Origin of the sequence: Streptomyces sp. LBL (assembly GCF_029893585.1) — a bacterium.
Taxonomy (GTDB): domain Bacteria; phylum Actinomycetota; class Actinomycetes; order Streptomycetales; family Streptomycetaceae; genus Streptomyces.
Map to the genome: position 1 here is coordinate 30023 of NZ_JARXYX010000047.1, position 21886 is coordinate 51908.

Below are 21886 nucleotides of genomic sequence, written 5' to 3' on the forward strand. Positions count from 1 at the left end.
CGGTGTCGGACGACGGTGTGACGCAGGAGGCGCCGTCGGGAGACGGTCCGCTGCCGCAGACACCGGTGCGCTATCCCGAGCTGTACGACGATCCGCGGTGGAAGGCTGCGGTCGCAACGTACCGTCGCGCGTGGGCGACGGTGTGGCGTTCCGATCGGGCGGTGATCGACGCCCTCCAGAGGAGCCTCGCCGAGCTGCGTCGCAGTGTCGGCGAGGAGTCGGCGGCGCCGGAGCAGGGCCTGCCGACGAGGCTGGGGGCTTTGGTAGAGGCCTTCACGGATGTGCTCGCGGACCACAGCCAGGTCTTTAGGGAGCTCTCCCACTACCGTGAGGGACGCGATGCCGAATGGCTTCGCGTCATGGGTGTGGAGCGCGGCCTGGATGCGGCGGAGGGTGCTCCGAGCTATCTGGAGCAGCTGTTCCTGGTACACCGGGAGCTTGGCTTCGACGAGGCCGACCGGTTGTTGTTCCGCAAGGGGCTGCTGTCCCACTACTACGCCATCGACCATCCGTTCGATGTGCTGCGGGCCTCGCACTGGGCGGGGTTGGGCGACGAGCGTGAGCGCGCTGTGCTCGCCAGTGAGGGCGTCGAGCTGTACCGGCTGCTGGATGAGATGCTCCCCCCGCGCCGGAACATCGCCCCGGCGCTCGGTGAGGATCTGGTTCCGCCGCATCTGGCGGTGTACCGCGAGTTGGCCGGTGACGAGTGGGTGGACGCAGCTCGTGCGGCCGCCCGGGAGAGGGGCCTGGCGCCGGAGTATGGCGCTGCCCTGCGAGGCATTGTGGCCCGGGATGTCGCCGATGACGGTGAGCTGCTGGAGACCCTCGGACGCGGTCTGGCTGCCGAGGCGTTGGAGTTGCTGCCGCCGGTCAACGAGGCGGCCTGGTGGTCAGAGTTGCTGCCGGCTGACCATGAGATCGAGACCGGCACGGAGATCGTTCACGGGGACTTCATTGTCGCGCGTCCCACCATGGGCGACGCCGTCAGGGAAGCCGGTGCCGTGCCGGAGGGGCAGCGGCGGACGTTCCACGGCGTCCCGGTGTCCACCGCGCGTGAGGTCACCGCACTGATGGGTGGTGGGCGGCGGCTGCTGATGTACCCGCCCGGCGCCAGGCACGGGGCCATGAACTACTCGCGGGTTCCGTCCGGCGACGCGCGTGCGATGTTGGAGGAGTTGGCATCGCGGCCGGTGTCCGTCCTGAGCCGGGAGGATGATCTTCCTCGGTTGCGCGAAATCCGTGACGAGGATGACGACCTGACCGGCTTCGGGTACTTCCCGGACGCGGACTGGGCGGTCCGTGCACCGTTGCTTCGGCGGGTGCCCGAGGTCCGCACGATGTGGGTGTGGCGTGAGGACGATTCTGGTCGGACCTGGCGTGCGCGCGCGGATGTGCCGACGGCGGCCGATGCTCCGGTCTTCTTCTACGCCACCCATGGCGACACGCTGAACGAGCGCACCGTCGTCAATATGGCCAGGTTCGCGGTCAGTGTGGCGGCCGGGGCCGAGCAGGAGGGCCCGGTCCAACTGTGGGTGACGGCGTGTGGCCCCGATGTTCAGCGGCCCGCGTGGGATGTCCTGGCGAGCCATGCCCAGCGTCTCGGGATGAGGGTGGTTGAGTCCGACACCGGCGTCTCCTTGGCGATAACCCCTGGGGAGAGGGCGGACAGTCCCCCGGAGATCCATGTGTTCCCGTCTCCCGGTGGTGGGCCCGGTTCCCTGCGGGTGCGTGAGCCGGACGGCCGGGTGGTGTCGTATCCGCGGCAGGGCCAGCTCACGTCCCGGTGGGAGCTCGGCGAGTTGCCGGGTGCGGAGTACGTCAACCGGGACCGGAGCTCCGCCCGCGCCATCGCGGCTGGTGTCCAAGAGAGTGACGTGGAGGCGGAGGGGGACGAGAGGTCGCTCCAGGAGCGGGTGTTGGAGGCAGCGGCGGCCGAGGTCGCGGAGTTCCGGGAGCGGGTGCTGGATGAGCTTCCCCGTCAGCCGGATGTTGTGGAGGAAGAGCCGTCGGACGACACCGAGCCGGAAGAACCGGCACTGATACAGGAGCCGATTCGCTATCCCGGGCTGTACCGCAGTGAGCAGTGGAAGGCCGCGTCGGAGCGGTACCTTTCCGCGTTCGCGGCGGTCACGGGCGGGGCCCGGGAGGTGAACGAGGTTGTCCGCGAAAGCCTTGCCCGGCTGAACCGCACTGTTCTGGCACTGCCGGAGGTCGCGCGGGACGGCGAAGCTCCGGAACGAGGCATGGAACGCCGGCTGGAGCAGGAGCAGCAGCTGTCCCTGCCTGAGATGATCAGGCACTTCCGACAGACCCTCGATCGCCGTAGTGAGGAGCTGGCCGGACTGTGGAACTGGTCCCCGGTGTTCGCTGGGCCGGGTGACCGGAACTGGCAACGGGCCATGGAGGACGAGCGCGGCCTGCGGGTGAGCCGGCCAGATGTGACGGATGGTCTTGGCTGGCTGTTCGTGGCGCACCGGGAGCTCGGTTTCGACAAGCGGCAGCGGCTGTTGTTCCGCGAGGCTGTGCTGGCCGCCGCCCCCTGGGTGTCTCACTCTTACGGCGCCTATTCCCTCTTCAGTGCTTTGGAGGCTTCGCACCGGGTTGGGCTGGGCGACGAGCATGAGCGGGCTGTGGTCAGCGAGAAGGGTGAGGGCGTCGACCTTTACCGGTTGCTGGGAGAAATGGTCGCCCCGTATGCCGATGACCTCACCCCGGAACTGAGGCGGGGCCTGGTACCGCCGGAAATCGCGTTGTACCGCGAGTGGGCCGATGCTCCTCAGCTGGACCAGCACGGTCGCCGGACCGCGCAGGCGATGGGCCTGACGATGGAGCACGCCGGCGCCCTGGCCGGCCTCAGCAGGCCGCTCGAGCGCGGCGAGCACGGGGAGGTTCTGAACGCTCTCGCACTGGGACTGGCGGCAGAGGCGCTGGAGCAGCTGCCGCCGGCCAACAGGGAGCTCTGGTTCGCGGAGCAGCTACCGGATCCGGACTCCATCGGCCTTGGCACGGCTATGGGTTTATTTATGCTCAGTGTGCTGAGTCCCTCGCGGGAGGACGCACAGAGAGTTCACGCAGACAGGGAGACGCAATACGCCGCGGCGGGCTACGAGCCGCAGCAGGGGCCGTTGGTCTTCTACCGGATGCCGGCGTCTGCTGCGCGTGAGGTCACGGGGCTCGGCGGGCGGCTCCCGCGGTTCAGGCCTGTTGGCAGCATGTTGGAGGTCACCGATGTTCGGCATGAATCGGATGCGGGCAGCTATGTGGTGACGCTGCAGGAGCAGAGTCCGCAGCAGCCCGCACCTGCCGGGGGGCGGCTTGACGATGTGCGGCGGCGCCAGATCCGCGGCACTGACGGCGAGTTGGTCGGCGACGGGTACTTCAACGACCATGACTGGGCGATTCGGGAGCCGGTGTACCGGTGGCTTCCGGAGGTCACCAGGCTGAGGCTGTGGCGTGAGGGTGCGGGGGCGGTCTGGGAGCGCGCGTCCGTGTCGGTGCCGTGGGGCCGGGATGCCCGGGTCCGTTTCTTCGCCGGGCACGGTTCCGGGCTCGGCAGCGCTGAGGGCACCGGCAGGATCATGTCATGGCGGGCCATGGACAGGGACTTCACCGATGTGACCCTGCTGGCTTGCGGCCCGGGTGGGATGACCCCTGAGTCGGAGACCTTGCGGACTGCCGCCCGTGAGTACGGCGTGGTGATTCACGAGATCCCGGTGGAGGTGTCGTACGGTCCGCTTCCTGAGGAGGGTGAGCCCGGGGAGATCGACGTGCTCCCGGGCGAGGGCGGCGTGTCCGGTTTCCTTCGTTCGTATCATCCGGATGGCCGGGTGGTGCGGACGCCGGCGCAGGAGCCTGCCGAGTGGGAGGTGGCGCCGCGTCCGGATGCGAAGTACGTCAACCGGGACCAGCGTTCCGGCCGTGCCGCTGCCGCTGCGGCTGCGGCTGCGATTGCGGAGGAGCTGGAGGGCGGCGAGGACCGTGCGGCCGCGGTCGAAGGGGCGTTGGGGCTCCGGGACGGGTTGTATCTGCGTCACCTCGTGATCGATCCGCGCGTAGGGGCCGTACTGCGCGATGCCGATGAGGAGTCCTGGTCCGACTCGGACTCGTCGTCGGACGAGGAGTACGACTCGGACTCGTCGACGGACAGCACGGCAGCGGCACCGCGGGGAATGGCGCCGCTGCGGCAGACAGCGGTTCGTTACCCCGGGCTGTATGACGTCGAGGGGAACTGGGAGGGCCTGCGGCGAACGTATGGCGACTCCTTCGGGAAGGTGATGTCGGCCGCTCCGGAGGTGATCGACGCCGTTCGTGCCGCCCTCGCGGAGCTGTACCGCACCGTCGCCCGGCTGAACCCGGATCTTGAGGAGGACGTAAACCGAAAGCTGGTCCAGCTGACCGAGGACCGGCCCGAAGATGCCACCGGTCTCCTTGACAGCTTCAGTGAAGCGGCCGACGAGCACAGCAGTCTCCTCGCCTCGCTGTGGCGCGAGTTCTGGAGCCCGCGTGAGCCGCGCGACGAGGAACTGGTCGTGGCCATGCGCGAGCGCGGCCTGACGGTGAGCCTGTTCCCGTCGGACGACCTTGAGCGGCTGTTCGTGGTGCACCGGGAGCTTGGGTTCGACGAGCGGCAGCGGTTGTTGTTGCGCAACGCGGCGCTGGGCCTCTACGTCGGCTCGTACGACCTGCCGTTCGATGTTCTGCAGGCCTCGCACTGGGCGGGGCTGGGTGACGAGCGCGAGCGGGCTGTGCTTGCCGGCGCTGAGGGGGTCGAGGTTTACCGGTTGCTGGACGAGCTGATCGCCCCGTATACCGAGAACATCGGCGACCCGCTGCTGAGGAATGGGCTGGTGCTTCCGCACCTGGTGGCTTTCCGCGCGTTGGCCGGTGATGCGCTGGTGGATGAGACCAGGCAGGCCGCCGCGGAGATGGGCCTCAGCCCGGAGCATGGCGCCGCGCTGCGCCGCGTCGCACAGCTGGGCGGGACGGCCGACGATGACGACTCTCTTCTGAACACTCTCAGCCGGGGTCTGGCGACCGAGGCGCTGAAGATGCTGCCGCCGGTCAATGAAGAGGGCTGGCGGGCAGTGTGGCCGCCGTCCGTGACGGTCACGCGTCCGGTCGGCACGGTGCTTCCGCCCCTGAAGGGGTTCTTCAAACTGACTGCCTCGCGGGAGGACGCCGCCCGGACAGCCGACGGCGTCCCGCGGGACGGGGCGCTCCTGCAGTTCTACCGGGTTTCCCGGGTCACTGCACCTGAGGTCACGGCGCTGGTTTCGCCCGGCGGGCAGCGGGTGTTCATGTATCCCCCTGGGATCAGGTACGAGGTCACCGACGTCCGGCTGGAGGCGGACTCGGGTAACCGATCGCCTTACGGGAACGTGATGACGTTCCAGGAGGTGAATCGGACGTCCGTCCCCGCTGCGGAGGGGGGCGACGGTGTGCGGCGCCGTGACATCCTCGATCGGAACGGTGAGCTGGTCGGCGACGCGTATTTCAACGACGCCGACTGGGCGGTCCGGGAGCCGGTATATCGGTCGCTTTCGGACGTCACCGAGTTCGCGGTGTGGCGTCAGGGCTCGGGGCCGGGTCTGGAGCGCGCGTCCGTGTCGGTGCCGTGGGGCCGGGATGCCCGGGTCCGTTTCTTCGCCGGGCATGGTTCCGGGCTGGGCTTCGCTGACGGCACCGGCGAGATCATGGCGGAACGGGCCGAGTCGGCCGGGTTCACCGATGTGGTACTGCTGGCCTGCGGCCCGGGTGTGCGGGGGCCGGGGTCGGGGATCTTGCGGGAAGCCGCCGGTCAGTACGGCGTGGTGATTCACGAGATCCCGGTGGAGGTGTCGTACGGTCCGCTTCCTGAGGAGGGTGGGCCCGGGGAGATCGACGTGCTCCCGGGCGAGGGCGGCGTGTCCGGTTTCGTGCGTTCGTATCATCCGGACGGCCGTGTGGTGCGGACGCCGGCGCAGGAGCCTTCCGAGTGGGAGGCCGTCGAGTCGTACCCCGGTGAGGAGTACGTCAACCGGTACCAGCGTTCCGCCCGTTCCGTTGCGGATGCGCTTGCCAGGGAGCTGGAGGGCGGCGAGGACCGTGCGGCCGCGGTCGAAGAGGCGTTGTTGGGGCTCCGGGACGGGTTGTATCTGCGTCACCTCGTGATCGATCCGCGCGTAGGGGCCGTACTGCGCGATGCCGATGAGGAGTCCTGGTCCGATACGGACTCGTCGTCGGACGACAGTGCGGTGGCAGGGCCGGAGCAACTGCCAGGAGACGGCCCACTGCCGCGGACACGGCTTCGTTACCCCGGGGTGTACGCCGAACCGCGGTGGACGGAAGCGACGGACAGGTACAACTCCGCGCTCAAGCTGATCTTGTCGGACGATCCGGTACTGAGCGATACCGCTCGCGACGCCCTCGTCGAGCTGTACGGTGCCGTCGCGCGGCTGGACCCGGGTTCGGCGGACGAGGCGAGCGAAGGTCTGCGCTTGCTGGAGCAGGACCGGTCTCGGGGCCTGTCTGATCTGATCCGGGAGTTCCTGTTTACGTTCCAGCTGTACCGCGACGTCCTCCCCGTCCCGCGGCCCTTGCGTGCGGAGCTCGACGAGGGCTGGCACCGGACGATGAATCACGAGCGGGGTCTGGCGACGGCGCGGCGGGCGCCCGACCACCTCGAGGGGATTTTCGCCATGCACCGGGAGCTCGGATTCGACGAGCGGCAGCGGCTGTTGTTCCGTGAGGCGGTGATGGCCGCCGCCGCCGACCTCTCGGGTGGCTACCAGCCCTTCGATGTTCTGCGGGCCTCGCACTGGGCCGGGCTGGGCGACGAGAGCGAGCGCGCCGTGCTCACCGGGGAAGGAGCCGACCTCTACAAGCTGCTGGGGCTGATGATCGCCTCGCGTCCCCGAACCATCGCCCCCGAGGTGATGCGGGACCTGGCGCCGCCTCAGGTCACGCTGTACCGCCGGCTGGCCGGTCCCCGTTTGGAGGGCGTCGAGGAGGCCGCCCGCGTCATGGGTCTGCCGCCGTCGTTCGTCGACGCCCTGGCCCGCTCCCGACGGATGGTCGCCGGCGCCGTCCTGCCCGGCGATGACTACCTCCTCGACACTCTCATACGGGGTATGGCGGACGAGGCGCTGGAGATGCTGCCGCCGAGCAACCGGGACGGCTGGTGGACGGTTCAGGAGTTGGAAGAGCCGCCCGGCGAGGGCCTCGCGGTCGGCGAGAGGATGCGCCGCGGAACGGGCGAGGCCCTCGCGGTCTCCAAGGTCGGCACCGCCGGTCCGGCCGCTCCGGGATGGCGTCACGTGCACTACCGCGTCCCGGCGTCCACCGCCCGGGACGTCACCGCGCTGGGCTTGGGGCTCATCTACCCCTCGACCGTCGAGCACGAGGTCACCGCGGTACACCACCTCAGCACACGCGACGAAGCGGGGCGCGTCGTCTCCGAAGACCTGGTGACCGTGCAGGAGGTCGACGCGCGGCCACAGAACCCTCCGGTGTGGAACGACGGCGTGCTGCGGCACGACACCCTGAATCCGGAAGGTCAGTGGATCGGTGACGCGTACTTCACGGCCACCGAGTGGGCGTACCTCGAGCCGCTTTACCGACGGCTGCCGGAAATCACCAGGATGGCGGTACTGCGCGAGGACGGAACGGGCCGGCTGTGGCGCGCGTATGCTCCGGTGCCGTCGGGCTTCGGTCCTGGCGCCTCCTACTCCTCAGGACACGGGTACGCGCTGGGTGACGTGGAGCGCACCGCCCACCTGATGGCGTGGAACGCCGCGGCGCGCGGCTTCACCGACGCGGTGATAGTGGCCTGTGGCCCCGAAGCGGTGACGCCCGAGTCGGACGTCCTGCGAGATGTCGCCGGCCAACTCGGAATATCCATTCATCTGTTCAGCCCGATGGCGGTCACTCCCGGCGACGACGAAGACGCACCCGGGGAGTTCGCCCTCCTTCCGGCTTCCGCCGGCGGGATCGGGGGAGTGCGCAGCTACCGGCCGGACGGCCGGGTCGAGTCGTATCCGAGGGAGAACGAGCTCTCCGGCTGGGCGCCCGCGACCGCGCCGGATGCGGTGTACGTCAACCGGCAGGCGGCGCCTGTGGTCAAGCGTCCGGAAGAGGTCGCGACTGAAGGCGAGTTGAACCCGCGGCCCGCGCCCCCTCTCATCGGGAACGACGCAGTGCCGAGGGGCGCCGCGGGGCACGTGGCGGGCTGGCGTACGGCGCTGCTGCGCGACTCGCGCCGGGAGGAGCTGGCGACCCGGCACGAGCTGGCCATTGTCGAGGCCCTGGGCGATGACCCCCGGGTGCGGGAGACCGCTCTGCGCGCCGTCCGTGCGCTGGACACCAAGCTCTCCGCGGCTGCCGACGCCATGGCGCCGGCCCGGGTGGCGAGGCGGAGCTTCCTGACCGACCTGCTGCAGCCGGACTCCGACCCGAGCACCGCGGAACTGATCGACGCCTTCGTCAGGAACGTGCTGACCGCCAGTGAATACTCGTGGGCCCCGCTGGACACGGAAGGCGACTACTACCGTCAGGTCCACGTTGAGCGCGGTATCCGGGTCCGCCAGGGGCCGCGGAAGGTGATCGGCAAGATTCTGGACGCCTTCCTGGCGCTTCCGGAGGTCACCGCGGCGGACTTGCCGCGCTTCCGTGAGGCCCTGATCGCCCGGCTTGGCCACGACTACTCATTCTTCGACATGCTCCTGGGCTCCCGCCAGGTCATGGAGAGCGCGGCTCCGCCCGACGCCGTGGAGCGCGCCGCGCTGGCCGGGGACGCCGCGGAGCTGCATGTGCGGCTTGACGAGCTGTTCCAGCCCCGTGCGCGTACTGCGGACCCGGGGTTGCTGGAGCGGCTCAGGCTGCCGCACGAGGTGGTGTACGCGGAGCGGACGGCGCATCTCACGGAGCCGAATGACGTACCCGTGCCCGGCCTGGATCTCGGCCACGCGGTGGCGCTGCGCATGCTCGACCGGCTGGACGAGGCCGGCCTGCTGGCTCGCTGGATCGACACCGGGGGGCGGATCGGTCGGCGGGAGTGGGGTGCCGGGCTGCGCGCGGAGGTCGCCCAGGGGTTCGCGTCGGGCAGGTTCGCGTTCCCGGCGCTGCTGACGGAGCACCCCCGCTTCCGTGACGTGGAGGGGCAGGCTGAAGCGCTGGACGCGGTGAAGGAGATCCTGAGAGATCTGCGGACCCGTATGCCGGAGCACGTGGGCATGGCCGCCGAAGGGGCGGAACGCCTGGATCCGGTGAACGCGCGGATCCTTTGGGTGGGCCCACAGCCCGCCGACGACGTGTTCGCTCTGCCGCAGTTCCACAAGGCGACGATGGACGAGGAGACGGCCCTTCGGGACCTGGGCTGGGTGGCTGATGCCGGCGCGGAGCCGATGCTCTTCGAGATGTCCGTGTCCACCGCCCGCTCCATGGCCGGTTACACGTCGACCCGGACAGCTCAGTCCGGGGAGGTGCGGTACCCCCACGAGACGTGGGTGCGTCGGCTGTCGGTCGATGTGCGGACGGACCAGGCGGGGCGGTCCTACCGCGTGGCGCGGGTGGAGGAGACCGAACCGCCGGTGCCCGGACCGCGCGTGGTGCAGCCGTCCGGTTGGGATGACCATCGGCCGGTGGCCCGTGAGATCAGGGACGGGAACGGCCTCTGGACCGGTGAGGCGGTCTTCGACCGGACCGATCACAGGCTGCGGGCCGGGGCACTGACACGGTTGCGGGATATCACCGCGTTCAGCCAGTGGCGGGGGTCCGGCACCGACAGGGTGAGTGTTGAGCGCGCGATGCCGGTCGTTGACGGCACCACCGCGTTCTGGGTGGGCCATGGTCCCCGGGCCGGCGATCCGGTCGGGGTCGAGCGGTTCGCGATCAAGGTCGAGGGGATGGCGGCCCGGGTGGTGGCGGCAGGTTTGACGTCGATCACCGCGCTGGCCTGCTTCACGCCGGCATCGCTGGCCGAGGCGGCCGACCGGCTCAGGCCGCTCGTGAACAGTACGGACCTGACGGTCTATCTGCTGGATTCCCGGGTCGCGGTCGTCCCGGGGGAGGGTGACGGGCGGGCCCGTATCCATGTGGCTCCGGCCGAGGGGGGCCGGGCCGCCGGCTTCTTCGCTGTGCGGCCGGGCGTCGCGGGCTACGAACGGGTCCCCGCGACGCTCGCGGGAGCGGCGGACGCGCCGCTGACGTCCCGCTCCTACCCGGCGCCGGCGTACTGGAACGACGAGCCGGATGCCACGTGGGCCCGCTTCACCTTCTACGGCACCGACGCATGGCAGGACGCGGCGGAGGCGTGGGAGGTGGCCGTGGCCCAGGGACTGGCCGGCGATAAAGCGGTCGTCCATGGCGTGAGAATAATCGCGGAAAGGGTCCGCCGGTTCCTCGCCCGCGTCCAGGGCGATGTGGGCGCCGCCCGGGCGTTCCTGCCGGGCGAGAGGGCCCGTGCGGCGCACGGCGTTCTGTGGGACTTGCTGACGGCCCCGGTCATGACTCGTGACATGCTGCGGCGCCTGGTGGACGGACTCGGGAACGCCGTCTACGCCAACCCGGACCGCTTCTTGACGGCGCAAGCGCTGATGGCCAGGCACCCGAAAACGAACGTTCACGGTCTGCCTGTTGATGTCCCGAAGGTCATCCCGTACCCGGACGGCATGCGAGCCGAGTGGGGTGGCCGGCTGGGGTACCGGCTCGGTAAGGGTCTGCCCGAGGGGCCCGGCCTCTTGCTGCGGTTCGCCGAGGTGCTCGCCGACGACGACCGTCAGTTGATGCGGTTCCGGGAAGGGCTCTTCGCCGCGCTCGTGGACGGTGGCAAGGACAGTCCGACGGCGGCGGACCTCTTCTCCGCATTCCAGGGCGTGGGCGTGCGGGAGGAGCATGAGCCGGAGATCTTCGCTGTCGATGCCTCCCGGTGGTACAGCTGGATGGAAGCGACACTGGATCCGGTCGGTCGGTCAGGCTCTCGAGTGTCGAGGGCGGATCTGGTCCTGCCGCATGCGCGGGTGTATGCGCGGTGGGCGGCGAAGCGGCTGGTGGACCCGGCGCTCCCGGACGTCGTGGCCACCCTGATCGACCCGTATACCTCCAAGGCCAACTGGGCGGCCGGGCCGGAGCGTCGGGCGGCGTTCCGGCGGTGGATGCTGCGGCAGCGGGTTCCCTACATGTTGGACAACCTCCTGCCTGCCCATCTGATCGCCCTGCACCTGGCCAGCAGTGACCATGGGCTGATGGATCCGCGGTTCACGGAGTCCACCGATGAGGCCAGGGCTCTGCTGCGTGAGCGGGTTGAGGGGATCGTCCGGCAGGAGTTCGAGGCAGGCACCCACGATTACCCGCAACTGCTGGCGAGCCATCTGATGTTCCAGGAGACGCTCAAACGGTTCGTCCGTCAGGAACTGGCGTCGGTGCCGGACGAGTTGCTGCAGGTGGCGGGAGATCTCGCCGTCGGTGAGCCGCATGCTGAGTTGCCGTCGCACACGGAGATGGCGATCGAGGGGCTCGCTCTGCTGCCGGGTGCCCGGCGCGTGTACGAGGTGAGCGTGGAGAGGGGATTGCCGGACGACCCTGACGCCCTGAAGGAGGCGCTGTTGAAGCGCGCCGCCTCCGCGGTGGGCCCGATGCACCCCACCAGGGTGAGCAGGGAGGCCGCCGTTGACGCGCTGTCGAAGGATCCGGCAGACGGGTTGCCGGTGCTGTGGGATGTGGAGAATTCCACGGCGCGGGACGTTTCCTGGATCGCGACGCGTCCGCAGGACGCGCTGGCGCTGTACGAACGGGCGACGCGTTTTGAGGGTGTTGAAGTCGAGCTTCCCGGCGACGGTCGCCCTTACGCGCGTGTGGTTCGGCGGGAACTCCCGCGGCCGCTGGAGCCGCAGGCCTGGAACCGCCCCCTCCTCAATCGGACCGTCACCGATGCCAGTGGCTCACTGGTCGGCATCACCAGCCTCCCCAGCTACCAGATCACGGACGCATACGGCCGCGGCATCCACTCGCGGTCGATTTACCAGGACGCGCGGACCGACAAGTCCGGCGAGGTAGTGGACCGGGGCATACCGAAGGCCGTGCCCTGGACGGGGAAGACGTTGTCAATTGTCACGCACAGTGACGGTTACTTGCTCTGGTCACCCACGCCGTATGGTCTGAAGTACGTCGACCCCTTTGACGGGAGCCTGTATCTGGCCCAGCTGATGGCCAGTACGGGTAACGGCTTCCAGCGTCTGCTGTCGTTTCCGTGCTACAGCGGCTGGGACCGCAGCGGCACCGGCTCGGTGAGCCAGTGGCTGAGCTACGGGACGGGGCTCGGAGCCCACGGCCCGAACGTGCGATCCGGGTGGTCGGATTCCGGCCGCCGCACGGAGCTGCTCAGGTTCCCGGGCGAGCACCCTGCTGACTGGGTGGCGTCCGAGCCGTGGAGCCGGGTGGAGTGGGCGGAACGTGTCCGGCTGGTGGGGCGGGACGTCGCGGGCCATGTGACGGGCTTGCGTGCGGAGTTGCAGCGCGATCCACGCTGGCCGGAACTGGCCGACAAGTACGAGAGTGCCTTCGCTGAGGCCATGGGCCGTGACATCCGGGTGCGGCAGCTCGCCTTGAGCGCCGCTCGCTGGCTGAACAGTGAGATTTCCGCTCCTGCCGACCCCCTGGACCTGTGGCGGACGGAGGGCCGGAAGGCCCTGTCGGACGTGTTGCGGCAGGACTCCCCGAACACCCGTGAACTGGTCGACGCGTTCGCCAGGAACGTGCTGACCTACAAGCAGTACCGTCGGGCCCCCGTGGATACGAAGGGTGACTTCTTCCAGCAGGTCCACCATGGGCGCGGCATCCCGGTCGTCCAGGGCCGGCGGTCGGCGGTCACCACGCTTCTGGACAAGTTCCTGGCGCTGCCGGAGGCCACCGTGGCGGACTTGCCGCGCTTCCGCGAGGCCCTGATCGCCGGGCTCCCCGACTACTCCCTCTTCGACATCCTCCTGTCCTCGCTCCCGGCCATGGACCAGGGGCCGACCTTTCCCCCTGATGCCCTGGAGCGTGCGGCGCTGGCCGGGGACGCGGTGGAGCTCTATGCGCAGCTCGACCACCTGTTCCAGCCCCGCACGCGTACCACGGACCCGGCGCTGCAGGAGCGGCTCAGGCTCCCGCACGAGGTGTGGTACGCCGAGCGGACAGCGCACCTCACGGAACAGAACGCAATGCCCCGGTCCGGCCTGGGACGTGGCCACACGGCGGCGTTGCGCATGCTCGACCGGCTGGACGAGGCGGGCCTGCTGGCCTCCTGGGTCGCTACCGGGGGCCGGATCGACCGGCAGAGGTGGGGCGCCGCGCTGCGTGCGAGGGTCAGCCAGGAGGTCGCGGCACGCGGCTTCGCGTTCCCGGAGCTGCTGATGGCCTACCCCCCCTTCCGCGAGGTGGCGGAGGAGGCCAGGGCGAAGGACAGCCAGGACGTGACCCCCGTGCTGGACGAGTTGGAGAAGATCCTGAGGGATCTGCAGCCTCGTATGCCGGAGCATGTGGGCATGGGCGCCGAGGCGCTGGAACTGCTGGATCCGGTGGACCAAACGGTGTATTGGGTGGGTCAGCTGCCCATCGGGGGTCTGCCGCGGTTCCACGCTGCGACGACGGACCGGGAGTGGGCCCTGAAGGAGTGGGGCCGGGTGGCTGGTCGCGTCGATGAGGGACCGCGGCCGGTGATCTTCGAGATGGATGATTCCACCGCCCGCTCCGTGACCGGCTACACGTCGACCCACTCGACCCGCCCCGGTCAGGTGCGTTACCCCCACGCGACATCGGTGCGCCGGCTTTCCGACGTACGTCCGGTGGAGCATGCCGGGCAGTCCTACCCCACCGTGCGGGTGGAGGAGGCGGAGCTGCCGTGGCCGGCGCTGCGTCTCGTCCAGCCGTCCGGTGAGCATGCCGGTCAGCCGGTGGCCCGTGACGTCACGGACGTGATGGGCGCCTGGATGGGGGAGTCGTTCTTCGACCATGTCGACCAGGCGCTGCGGTCCCCGGCGCTGCCACGGTTGCGGAATCTCATCCGTTTCACCCAGTGGCAGGGGTCCGGCACTGACAGCGTGGGTGTTGACGCCGGGATGCCGGTCGTCGACGGCACCACCGCGTTCTGGGTGGGCCATGGTCTTCGGGCCGGGGGCCCGGCCAGGGTCGAGCGGTTCGTGGACCAGGTCGCGGGGATGGCGGCCCGGGTGGCGGCGGCGGGCTTCAAGTCGATCACCGCGCTGGCCTGTTCCACGCCGGCGTCGCTGGCCGTCGCCGCCGACCGGCTCAGGCCCATGGTGAACAGGACGAAGCTGACGGTCTATCTGCTGGATTCCCGGGTCGCGGTCGTCCCGGGGAAGGGCGACGAGCAGGACCGGATTCACGTCGACGCGGACAAGGACGGCAAGGCCGCCGGCTTCTTCGCTGTGCGGCCGGGTGTCCCCGGCTACGAACGGGTCCCCGACACGCTCACCGGGCCCGCCGCCGAGCCGCTGACGTACCGCTCCTACCCGCCGGAGGCGTACTGGAACGATGACACGGCCGACGATGAAGCCCTCCCGCCGCGTTTCCCGGCCTTCTACGGCCCGAAGCCCGACGGCAGCCCGAGCCGCTTCGACGAACTGAGCAAGGAGTACGAGCGGTCGCTCCGCGAAGCGCTTTCCTTCACCAGCGCGTTGATCACCGAAGCGGCGAAATCGGTCAAGGTGCTGCACGCCTACTTCGAGAAGCACATCGGCCTGCGGAAAGCCGACCGCCTGTTCGCACGCAGTAGGCGTTCCGAGTCCGACTACGCCCAGGTCGCTCGCCTGGTGGACGAGTTCTCCGACGCCACCTTCGAGGAACGTATGGAGGCGTTCGAGCGGGCTGCCTATGCGCACCCCAAGTATCCGGAGGCGTTGCGCCGACTGTGGAAGGAGAAGCCGCGGCTGAAGCCGGAAGGGCTGCGGGGCGTGCCCGACCTGGTGGAGCCGCACTCGCGCAGGACTCGAGCGCGTCTGCATGGCCAGTACGGCCTGAGGCTCACCGACGGCCCGGCCGAGAGCATCACCTACCTGATGCGTTTGAGTCGGGTGCTGCAGCTGTCGGACAACTCCGTGGGGGACTTCTGGCTGGCGCTGATCGGCTGGGGTCTGAGGCGCAACTCGCTGGTGGAGGTCCTGGCGGCGCTGCGCAAGGCCGGGGTGCGCGATGAGCTGGATCTCCCCGAGCTCGTCGACGCGGCACGGCTCTACACCTGGAGCGACTCCATGTTCGCTCCCCGCCGCCTGATCATGAAGGAGTCCGTGCCAGGTTCCCCCCTGAAGCCGGGTTCGCCCGCCTGGGACTCGCTGCGGTTGCCGCACGAGCGGTACTTCCGCGAGGAATGGGCCCGATTCCCGTCCGCGGTTGAACAACGCCTTGCGGAGATCGCGGAGCTGGCCGGACTGGAGGGCCTGGCGGGGCGTTACGTCGATCCCCGCCTCAGCGTGGATACGACCCTCACTCGTCGTCGGGTGGCCTTGATGGAGATGCTGGAACACCAGCGCACCGAGGATGGAGTGCACAGCATCAGGACAGGGCATCTGCTTGGCCTGTATCTGGCCGGCGGTCCGGACCGCCACCTGATGAAACTCCTGGTGGGCACCGGTCGGCAAGACGAGGACGAGACGGTTCGGCTGCTCCGGGACGCGGCGCGCGAGCTGGTGTCGCAGGCGTTCGGCGAGGAGGTGTACGAGGAGCACCGGTATCCGCTGGTCTTCCGTATGGACTCGCGGTTCGGGGAACTGCTGAGGGAGGCCGCGGAGCTTCGAGCGGAGGGCGTACCGCATCGGAACCGTCTGGCGCAGATGCGGGATCGGCTGGTCCGTCGGGCAGAAGACCTGGCGGAAGAGCGGCTGCCGGAGCTGATCGGCTACGCGGAGCTGGCCGTCGAGGCGGTCGAGCTGCTGATGCCGGTCAACGGACCGGTGTACTTGCGTACCTTGGCGAACGGGGCGCGTCCTTTGGACGCCGCGTCGACCGACCGGCGGTCCGTGCTCACCGAGGTTTTGCGGGGTGCCGGGGAAGGTGGTCGTGGGGAGCTCCCGGTGCTCTATGAGGTGGAGGAGTCCACCCGAGCGCGGGTCATCGCCCCCTTCATTCGCAACGCCGGCGAAAACTGGGGCTTTGCCCTGTACCCGGAGGCTGTCTCCTACCAGCCTGGCAAGCCCCGGGTGGAGCGCGACGAGAGCACCAACCAGAGGTATGTGGTGGTTCCCCTCAGGGAACGGCCCGTGGAGAGTTCCGAGCCGGTGTGGAACAGCGAGTTCATGAGCCGGGTGCTTCGCAAACCAAGCGGTGGGCCGGTCGGGGCATTCTTCGCATCCATATTCGACTGGGTCAAGGGTGGCATTCATCTCCGCGCTGTCACTCAGACGACCAGCTATTACGTTCTCCGTGAAAGAGTGAATTCCGTTAACTTGATCGAGGACCGGCCGCGCGTGCTGCCCTGGACGCCCGGGAACGTGGGCTTCCTCGTCATGCACGCGAATGTCAGCGCAGCCGTACCGTCCCGTTATGGAATGAAGAATGTGAACGGCCCTCAGGTAGGTGTCTACGCGGCGGAGTTGCTGGACCCTGGCGCGGGCAGAAAGGACTTCCGGCTCGCGCTGGTCGCGTGCCACGCCGCAGATTCCCATCGGGATGTTCCCCCGCTGGTACAGGGCGTGGCCGACTGGAGCAAATGGGTCACCGCAGGCGCCTCCGGCTCCGTCCAGACCACGATGGACGAGATCCAAACCGTCTCGGGTGCACGAGTGAAGGACCGGAACGCGTTCATACTCGAACCCACCGCCGACGAACCGGAACCCAGGTTCGATACGTTCAAGCCCTGGCCGCGGAACAGTCTGGCGCCACGCCCTTGGTCGTTCACCCAGCGGGGTCATCGCCTCAAGGGCCTGACGAAGTTGCCGGAGTGGCCCAAGAGGGCCCTGGAGTACGAGACCTGGCTGGGCATGGAGCTGGCCCGGGACGGCGAGGCGCTTGACGCCGCTGGGCGCGCCGTGGAGGTGGCCACTGGTGTCCGGCCTTCGCGCTTCGCGGACCTGTCGACACTGATGCACCAGTTCTTCCGGTCGGCCCTGCCTGGTGAGGTGAATGACTACGACCGCATGCTGATCTCAAGGGAGGAACAGGCGGTTTACGACAACGCCGGTATCCGGCGTATCCGAGCGACGGCCGTGCTGCCCAGGGAGTTGCTCCAGCGGTACCAGGATCTGATCGGCCCCAGTCATGCCCAGCTGCTGGCCTTCCGGAAGGCGGTGGTGGGCTGGCTGGTCACCCGCTCCTCGCCGTACGTTCCCCACTACTCGCTGTACGAGGTGCTGGATGCCTCGGACCGCGCCAGTGCGGTTTTCTTCGATGTGGAGGAAGCGGTTGCTCTGAAGGGTGTCGGGACGCATCTGTATCTCTGGGCGGACCGGGCTTTGGCGCCCCGGACCGGCGGGCCGCGGCCGGCCGGTGTGCCGCTTCCCCCGCACGTCGCCGTCTACCGTGACAGCACCCGTTGGCTCGTTCCCGAGGTCACTGGCGACGGTGTCGTTCCCGAGGGGATCGTCGACGCGCTCACAGGAAGGACGGCGAGCCCCATTGTCCCCCTTACGGGGCTGCGCGACAGGCTGGAGGCGTCGGAAGCGTGGCGCCGGCGTCAGCCCGGACGCCATCCGCTGGACGGGCTGGACGACGCGCATGTCACGGCCCTCCAACTGGTGACCGGTGGAACGGACGCGGCCCTTTTCTACTGGATGATGACCGCCGGCGACCAGACCGTCGATGAGCTGCGCGAGGCCGTGGCCTCTGTCATCGAGCACCTGTTTGCCAGGGGGAAGGCCGACTTCCCGTGGCTGTTGATGAAGTACACGAAGTTCAACGGGATCGCTCGCGCGGCGATCGCCGCGTACGGGACCGACTCGGAGGCGGTGCACCGCGAGCGGGTGCTGGACGCGGCGGAGAGCGCGCTGGACGCGGTCCGAGGCGAGATGCCGTGGCACCTGGCGATGGCCTATGAGGCGCTGCGCAGGCAGCCCGGTGTGGGTGAGAACGTGTTCTGGGCGGTTCGCGAAGCGGAGCCGCTGACCGGTGAGCCTGGCGATGAGCCGCCTGGTGAGCTGGACGTCGTCCGGGTGCCGGCGCTGCACGAGGCACGGCTGAACGAGGAAGCGGCCAGGAAGTCGCCGTTCTATGCGGGCGGTCACGCGAACCCCCATGGTGGCATAAGGCTGTTCGAGGTCATCGGGTCGAAACGGGCCCGCGATGTCTCGCCGGTCGCCCGCCGTCCTGAGCTGGGTCAGGTGTTGTTCAGCCGGGAGACGTGGCTGGACGTGGTGTCCCGTCGGATACGACGCGACGCCAAGGGCCGGCTCTACGAGCACACGCTGCTGCGGGAGAGGGAGGAGTTCGGGCCGGCGCCCGCGGTGCCGGTGCCGGAGCCGGTGCCGGGGAACGGGCGGCGTTCGGCGACGTATCCGATGCGGCCGGCCGAGACCGCTGGGCGGGAGACCCACCCCTCCCACAGGGGAGAGTCCCGGAAGCCCTCGGTGCACGAGGAGACCGATCGTGGCCGAGCGCGCCGGGAGTCGGGGTCGGCCCGTGCGGAGGGCCGGGGGGCGAGGCGTGACAACCGGACGCGTAGGGGTTCCGCGCCCCGGGCGGCTGTCAGCCCCACCCGGTATCGGGTCGCCCCCGGCGGCCGTGGCGTCGGGCTGTTCCACTTCATGCCGGAGGACTGGGCGCCGCGTCTGGCGCCGTACCGCAGGCTGGCCGATGCGGTGCACTTCGTGCAGTGGGCGATCGACGAACGCGGCAGCCGGATCGCCCGCCGGTGGCAGCTGCACCGCGTCATCCAGGGTGGCATCGTGTTCTACGGTCGGCACGGGAGCGATGTGACGCCCCCGAACGTGGAGAAGATGCGCCAACACCTGGACTTGGACAGTGTCAGGAACGTCGTCATGCTGGAGTGCGGTGAGGGGCTGACCCCCGCCACCGCCGCCGGCAGCCGTCAGGGCCGTCAGGCCGGCGCTGTGGCCAGGGCGCTCGGAAAGTGGGTGTGGATTCCGCCGGGCGGGGTGGCGGCCACCCTGGCGCCGGGCAGTGACAAGCCGGAGATTCACCTGCGAGAGGACGGGCGGGGTCGGTCCACGATCTGGCTCGCCTTCAGCCCGGTCACGGGCCTGCCCACACAGCCCTCCGCCGACGGGATCCCGGGCGAGGAGGTGACGGGCGTCGCCTTGTACCCCGCCCCCCAGGACTGGAACGCCCGCACGGCCGAGTCCCGCACGGCCGAGTCCGCCACGGCCGAGTCCGCCACGGCTGAGTCCGCCACGGCCGACGACGCCGCCCTCCCGCCGCGTTTCCCGGCCCTCTACGGCCCCAACCCCGACGGCAGCCCGAGCCGCTTCGACGAACTGAGCGAGGAGTACGAGCAGACGCTCGGCGAGGTGATCCGCAGCGTCCACAACGTGCACTTCGAGCTGACGGAGTCACTCAAGGCCCTGCACGCCTACTTCGTGCAGCACATCGGCCACCATGATGCCGACCGCCTGTTCACACGCAGGGCGCGTCCTGAGTCCACCGCCCGCCAGGTCGCTCGCCTGCTGGACATGACCTCCGACGCCACCTTCGAGGAGCGTATGGAGGCCTTCGCGCGGGCGACGTTCTCGCACCCCAGGCGTTCGGAGGCGCTGGGCCGGCTGTGGAAGGAGCATCCGTCGCTGAACCCGGATGGGCTGCCGGGTGTGCCCGACCGGGTAGTGCCGCACTCGGACGACGCCCGCGCGCTTCTGCATGGCCGGTACGGTCTCCGGCTCACCGACGGCCCTGCCGAGAGCGTCACTTACCTGATGCGTGTGCGCCGCATGCTGAAGGTACCGGGCGGCTACGCGGGGTACTTCCAGCTGGCGCTGATCGGCTGGGGCCTGAGGAACAACTCGCTGGCGGAGCTCCGGGCGGCGCTGGACAAGGCCGGGGAGCGCGGTGAGCTGGATCCCCCCGCGCTCGTCGACGCGGCGCGGCTCCACACCTGGAGCGATTCCCAGCTCAATCCCTACAGGTTGATCCACGGCAACCCCGAGCTCGCTGACCTGTTCGGTCCGGGTACGCGCGCCTGGGGCCTGCTGCGGATGCCGCACGAGCGGTACTTCCAGGAGGAATGGGACCGCTTCTCTCCGCTGGTCCGCCAGCGCCTTGCGGAGATCGCGGAGCTGGCCGGGCTCGAGGGCCGGCCGCTGTCCTTTGCCGTTCCCCGCGACGCCGAGGACGCGACCACCTGGCATCGCCGGCTCGCCATGATGGAGTTGCGGGAAAGCCAGGGCACCTCCGCCGGGATACAGAACATCAGGGCCGGACACCTGCTCGGCCTGTATCTGGCCGCCGGTCCCGACCGCCACCTGCTGGAACAGCGCTTGGCGCACCCGGACGGACCGGAGGCGCTCGGGCTGCTCCAGGACGAGGTCCGCAAGTGGGTGGTGGAGGCACCCGGCGAGGACGCGCCCCCGCACTTCTTCCGTATGGACCCGCGGTTCGGCGAACTGCTGGAGGAGGCCGCGCAGCTTCGGACAGCGGAAGGCGAACCTCGCCCGAACAGCTCGAAGCGGAACGAGGAACAGCTGGCCGATCGGGCAGTCGCGCTGGTCGAGGAGCGGCTGCCGGAGCTGACCGGGTACGCGGAGCTGGCCGTCGAAGCGGTCGAGCTGCTGATGCCGGTCAGCGGGGCGGTGTATGTCGGCTTCTTGACGGACGGGCAGATGGACGACCCCCGTAGCCATGGCCTCGGCGAGCGCGTTCTCCATCTGCCGCGCCTGTCCGCCGTGTCGGTCGACCCGGAGTCCGTCCTCACCTGGCTGTTCCGGAGGGACGTGGAGCCGGGGGAGATCCCGGTGCTGGGGGTCGTGGCCGAATCCGATGTCGCCCGGGTCGTCGCTCCCTTCAGCGGCGACCTCGACCGACACCCGGGAATGGCTCTTTACCCGGTGGCTGTCGACCTCTGGCCCGGCACGCCCCGCGTGGTGCGCGACGAGCGCACCTACCAGAGGTATCTGCTCTTGCCCTTCGAGGAACGGCGCGCGGAGGTTTCCGAGCCGGCGTGGAACCGCGAGTTCGCGGCCCACACGATGCGCACATCAAAGGGCACGCCGATTGGGCAGGCACTGCATTCCGCGAGCGACTGGGTCAACCGCCGAACCGCTTTGGGCGACCTCACCAAGAAGGCCACCACTTACCGTGTCCAGACCGGCACCGCGAAGGACGGCAGCTGGGTCGTCACCGGGGCACGCGCACTGCCGCTGCGGCCCGGACACACGGCCTACCTCTCCGCGCACTCCAACTCGCGCACCATGGATTCCCCGTCGCGCTACGGCATGAAGAGTGCGAGCCCCGCCCAGGTGGGTAGCTGGGCAAAGCGTGTTCTGCACGACATGAAGATCCCCGGCGAGTTCGGGCTCACGCTGATCGCATGCGATTTCGCGGGGACCGCGGCACAAACCATGACCGACTGGAGCGAGCGTGTCAGCACTGCCGCCACCGGCGGAGTCAACCCTGCGTCTACACGCCGGATTCACAGCCCTCGTGTCCAAACTCGCTCGGGGGCGAAGCTGACGGACCCGCTGGTCGTTCTCGAACCCACCCCCGACCACCCGGAGCCCAGGTTCCACGTGTTCGAGCCCCGGCCGCGGACCCGGCGGGGGCCGCTTCCCTGGTCGTTCACCAAGCGGGGCCATAGCTTCATCGGCCTGGTCAAGGAGGACGAGTGGGACGCCCGGGCCTATGAGTACGAGACCAAGCTGGGGCTGAGGCTGAGCCGGGACCTCGACGCTATGCGCCACGCCGTGGAGGTGGCCACTGGCACCCGGCCTTCGCGCTCCGCGGACCTGCCGACACTGATGCACCGGTTCTTCTA

General features: G+C 69.4%; 1 protein-coding gene (only partly in view). It reads left to right on the forward strand.

All 21886 nt of this window come from inside a single coding sequence — locus tag M2271_RS38500, hypothetical protein (RefSeq protein WP_280892114.1), on the forward strand. Of the gene's 62520 coding nucleotides, 28279 precede the window and 12355 follow it; the stretch shown corresponds to coding positions 28280–50165 (codon 9427, partial, through codon 16722, partial); the first codon wholly inside the window starts at position 3. Both codon boundaries (start and stop) fall beyond the window edges.